The following is a 5,490-nucleotide window of genomic DNA, read 5'->3' as shown; positions in this document are numbered from 1 at the left end:
GCGACTTTCACGAGATCTACGCCGACTTCATCGACGCCAAAGCGACCCAGCAGGCCTCGCGCAGCTCGCAATGCGGCGTGCCCTACTGCCAAACTCACTGCCCGCTGCACAACAACATCCCAGACTGGCTGCGGATGACCGCCGAAGGCCGGCTGGAGGAAGCCTACACCCTGTCGCAGGCCACCAATTCCATGCCCGAGGTCTGCGGTCGGATCTGCCCGCAGGACCGCCTCTGCGAAGGCAACTGCGTCATAGAGCAGTCGGGTCACGGCACCGTGACGATCGGCTCGGTCGAACGCTATCTGACCGACAAGGCCTGGGAAAACGGCTGGGTGAAGCCGCTGGCCGCCAAGGCCGACCGCGGCCAGTCGGTCGGCATCGTCGGCGCCGGCCCCGCCGGCCTGGCCGCCGCCGAGAAGCTGCGCGAGGAAGGCTACGCCGTCACCGTCTACGACCGTCATGACCGGGCCGGCGGCCTGCTGATCTACGGCATCCCCGGCTTCAAGCTGGAGAAGGACGTCGTCGAGCGCCGCACCCAGCGCCTGGCCGACGGCGGCGTAGTGTTCAAGCTCGGCTTCGAGGTCGGCAAGGACGCCAGCCTGGAAGACCTGCGCGCCGAGCATGACGCGGTGCTGATCGCCGTCGGCGTCTACGCCGCGCGTGACCTGACCGTGCCCGGCGGCGGCGACAAGGGCGTGGTGCCCGCGCTCGACTACCTGATCGCCTCCAACAAGAAGACCCTGGGCGACGACGTCCCGGCCTATGACAGCGGCGAGCTGAACGCCGAAGGCAAGGACGTGGTCGTGGTCGGCGGCGGCGACACCGCCATGGACTGCGTGCGCACGGCCATCCGCCAGGGCGCGACCTCGGTCACCTGCCTCTATCGCCGCGACAAGGCCAACATGCCCGGCTCGTTGCGCGAAGTGTCGAACGCGGAAGAAGAAGGCGTCACCTTCGAGTGGCTGGCCGCCCCGCGCGCCCTGTCGGGCGACGCCAACGCGGTGACCGGCGTGCGCGCCATCCGCATGCGCCTGGGCGCCCCGGACGCCTCGGGCCGTCGCAGCCCCGAGGAGATCCCCGGCGGCGACTTCGACCGTCCGGCCCAGCTGGTGGTCAAGGCCCTGGGCTTCGAGCCGGAGAACCTGCCGGAACTGTGGGGCGCTCCCGACCTGAAGACCACCCGCTGGGGCACGGTCAAGGCGGACGTGCGCCACCAGATGACCAATCTCGACGGCGTGTTCGCCGCCGGCGACATCGTCCGCGGCGCCTCGCTGGTGGTGTGGGCGATCAAGGACGGCCGCGACGCCGCCGCCGCCATGCACCGCTACCTGAAGGCCAAGGCGGCCGCGACCCTGATCGCGGCTGAGTAAGAGGAAAGAGATCAGACCATGAGCCAGATCGACCTCTATCTGAAGAACCGCCAGGCCCTCATCGACGGCCACGCCTACGACCCGACCACCGAGCGCGACGCCTGCGGCGTCGGCCTGGTCTGCGCCATCGACGGCAAGCCGCGCCGCGAAGTCGTCGAACTGGCGATCAAGGCCCTCAAGGCCCTGTGGCACCGCGGAGCGGTGGACGCCGACGGCAAGACCGGCGACGGCGCCGGCGTGCTGGTCAGCGTTCCGCAGGACTTCTTCATCGACCAGGTGCGCCGCACCGGCCACGCCCTGCGTCCCGGCCCCATCGGCGTGGGCCAGGTGTTCCTGCCGCGCACCGATCTGGGCGCCCAGGAGGCCTGCCGCACGATCGTCGAGGCCGAAGCCCTGCGCTTTGGCTTCTACATCTACGGCTGGCGCCAGGTGCCGGTCGACACCTCGGTGATCGGCGAGAAGGCCAACGCCACCCGTCCGGAAATCGAGCAGATCATGCTGGCCCCGCCGGCCGGCCTCGAGGGCGAAGCGCTCGAGCGCGCCCTGTTCCTGTGCCGCAAGCGCATCGAAAAGCGCGTGCACGCCCAGAACATCACCGACTTCTACATCTGCTCGTTCTCGGCCCGCTCGCTGATCTACAAGGGCATGTTCCTGGCCGAGTCGATCGACGAGTTCTATCCGGACCTGAAGGACGAGCGCTTCGCCGCCGCCGTGGCGATCTTCCACCAGCGCTACTCGACCAACACCTTCCCGCAGTGGCGCCTGGCCCAGCCCTTCCGGATGCTCGCCCACAACGGCGAGATCAACACGATCAAGGGCAACATCAACTGGATGAAGTCCCACGAGATCAAGATGGCGGCCGACGCCTTCGGTGAGTTCGGGGACGACGTGAAGCCGGTGATCCAGCCGGGCGGTTCGGACTCGGCCAGCCTGGACAACACCTTCGAGGTGCTGGTCCGCGCCGGCCGCGACGCGCCGATGGCCAAGGCCCTGCTGGTGCCCGAGGCTTCGAACCCGAACCAGAGCGAAGAGCACAAGGCGCTCTATTCCTACTGCAACGCCGTGATGGAGCCGTGGGACGGTCCGGCCGCCCTGTGCGCCACCGACGGCCGCTGGGTCGTGGCCGGCAAGGACCGCTCGGGCCTGCGCCCGCTGCGCGTGGCCTATACCGACGATGGTTTGGTGATCATGGGCTCGGAAGCCGGCATGTGCGGCGTCGAGGAAAGCCGCATCACCCGCAAGCTGGCCATCGCGCCGGGTCGGATGATCGCCATCGACCTGGCCGAGGGCAAGCTCTACGGCGAGGACGAGATCGTCGACGAACTGGCCGGCCGCCACCCCTACACCGAGTGGCTGGGCAACATGGTCGATCTCGAAAAGGAGATCGCGCCCGGTCCCGAGCCGCGCAAGTTCGGCCGCGAGGAGCTGACCCGTCGCCAGGCCGCCGCCGGCTTCAGCCTGGAAGACCTGGAGATGATCCTGGCTCCCATGGTCGAGGACGGCAAGGAAGCCGTCGGCTCGATGGGCGACGACACCCCGCTGGCGGTGCTGTCGGAGAAGTACCGTCCGCTGTCGCACTACTTCCGCCAGAACTTCAGCCAGGTGACCAACCCGCCGATCGACCCCCTGCGGGAGACCGGCGTCATGAGCCTGAAGACCCGCTTCAAGAACCTGGGCAACATCCTGGCCCAGGACGCCGCGCAAGCGGATGTCTACGTGCTGGAAAGCCCCGTGCTGACCACCGGCATGTACATCCGCATCCACGAGCTGCTGGGTGAGAAGAACGTCGCGGTCATCGACTGCACCATGCCGCTGCCGGCGCAGGAAGCCCGCGCGGGCGACGCCCTGCGCGCCAACCTCGACCGCATCCGCGCCGAGGCCGAGGACGCCGTGCTGCGCGGCTGCGGCGCCATCGTCCTGACCGACGAGGCCAGCGACGCGACCCGCGTCGGCCTGCCGATGATCCTGGCCACCGGCGGCGTGCACGCCCACCTGGTCGGCAAGGGCCTGCGGTCGTACGTCTCGCTGGTCGTCCGCTCGGCCGAGTGCCTGGACACGCACTATTTCGCGGTGCTGGTCGGCGTCGGCGCCACGGCGGTCAACGCCTACCTCGCCCAGGAAAGCTTCCAGGACCGCCTGGAGCGCGGCCTGATCGGCGACAAGTCGCTGCGCGACGTCTGCATCAACTTCAAGACGTCCATCGAGGGCGGCCTGCTGAAGATCATCTCCAAGATGGGCATCAGCGTCATCTCCTCGTACCGCGGCGGCTACAACTTCGAAGCCGTCGGCCTGTCGCGCGCCCTGGCCGCCGAGTTCTTCCCCGGCATGCCCTCGCGCATCTCGGGCATCGGCCTGGCCGGCATCGAGAGCAAGACCGTCGAACTGCACCGCAAGGCCTGGGAGAGCGCGGCCGTCACCCTGCCGGTCGGCGGCCTCTACAAGTCGCGCCGCTCGGGCGAGGCCCACGCCTTCGAAGCCCGCCTGATGCACACCCTGCAGACGGCGTGCGACACCGGCGACTACGAGCTCTATCGCCGCTGGTCCTCGGGCCTGCGCACCCAGAAGCCGATCCAGCTGCGCGACCTGCTGGACTGGCGCTCGGACCGCAACCCGATCTCGACCGACGACGTCGAGAGCGTCAACGAAATCCGCAAGCGCTTCGTCACCCCGGGCATGAGCCTGGGCGCCCTGAGCCCCGAGGCCCACGGCGCGCTGAACATCGCCATGAACCGCATCGGGGCCAAGTCGGTCTCGGGCGAGGGCGGCGAGGACTCGGCCCGCTACAAGCCCCTGCCCAACGGCGACAACCCCAACAGCGCCATCAAGCAGGTCGCCTCGGGCCGGTTCGGCGTCACCGCCGAATATCTGAACCAGTGCGTCGAGCTGGAGATCAAGGTCGCCCAGGGCGCCAAGCCGGGTGAAGGCGGGCAACTGCCCGGCTTCAAGGTCACCGAGATGATCGCCCGTCTGCGTCACTCGACCCCCGGCGTGATGCTGATCAGCCCGCCGCCGCACCACGACATCTATTCGATCGAGGACCTGGCCCAGCTCATCTACGACCTGAAGCAGATCAACCCGGTCGCTCGGGTCACGGTGAAGCTGGTCGCGGCCACCGGCATCGGCGCCATCGCCGCCGGTGTTGCGAAGGCCAAGGCCGACGTCATCCTGGTCGCCGGCGGCGTCGGCGGCACGGGCGCCTCGCCCCAGACCTCGGTGAAGTACGCCGGCGGTCCGTGGGAGATGGGCCTGTCGGAAGCCAACCAGGTGCTGACGCTGAACAACCTGCGCCACTCCGTCGTCCTGCGGGCCGACGGCGGCATGCGCACGGGGCGCGACATCGTCATCGCCGCCATGATGGGCGCCGAGGAGTTCGGCATCGGCACCGCCTCGCTGGTGGCGATGGGCTGCATCATGGTGCGCCAGTGCCACTCCAACACCTGCCCGGTCGGCGTGTGCACCCAGGACGAGAAGCTGCGCGCCAAGTTCACCGGCACGCCGGACAAGGTCGTCAACCTCTTCACCTTCGTGGCCGAAGAAGTGCGCGAGATCCTGGCCGGCCTGGGCTTCAAGAGCCTGCAGGAAATCGTCGGCCGCACCGACCTGCTGGCGCAGGTCAGCCGCGGCGGCGAGCACCTCGACGACCTCGACCTGAACCCGCTGCTGGTTCGCGCCGACCCCGGCGCCAACAAGCCGTACAACACGGTCGTCGGCCGCAACGCGGTGCCGGACACGCTGGACGCCCAGATCGTCCGCGACGCCGCTCCCCTGCTGGAGCGCGGCGAGAAGATGCAGCTGACCTACACGGTCCGCAGCACGGCGCGCACCATCGGCACCCGCACCTCGAGCCACATCGTCCGCAAGTTTGGCATGAAGGGCCTGCCCGCCGGCCACCTGACCGTCCAGCTCAAGGGCTCGGCCGGCCAGAGCCTGGGCGCCTTCGCGGTGCAGGGCCTGCGCATCGAACTGACCGGCGAGGCCAACGACTATGTCGGCAAGGGCCTGTCGGGCGCCACGATCGTCATCAAGCCGCCGCGCGGCCTGGCGGCGCCGGAGACCAACACCCTGCTGGGCAACACCGTGCTGTTCGGCGCCACCGCGGGCCGGCTGTTCGCGGCCGGCC

At 69.1% G+C, this 5,490-nt stretch carries 2 protein-coding genes; both read left to right on the top strand.

Going from position 1 to position 5,490, the window contains the following annotated elements; all coding sequences use genetic code 11:
* A partial coding sequence (locus DMC18_RS20570) for an NAD(P)-dependent oxidoreductase (RefSeq protein WP_110133267.1) occupies window positions 1-1,370 on the top strand: 1,370 nt, incomplete at its 5' end.
* A gap of 18 nt (window positions 1,371-1,388) precedes the next feature.
* Window positions 1,389-5,490: glutamate synthase large subunit (gene gltB / locus DMC18_RS20565; RefSeq protein ID WP_110133266.1), on the top strand; the 4,102-nt coding region annotated here is incomplete at its 3' end.

Origin of the sequence: Caulobacter sp. D5 (genome assembly GCF_003185805.1) — a bacterium.
Taxonomy (GTDB): Bacteria; Pseudomonadota; Alphaproteobacteria; order Caulobacterales; family Caulobacteraceae; genus Caulobacter.
The sequence above is the reverse complement of the archived record's forward strand: the minus strand, read 5'-3'. Positions and strand labels throughout refer to the sequence as shown.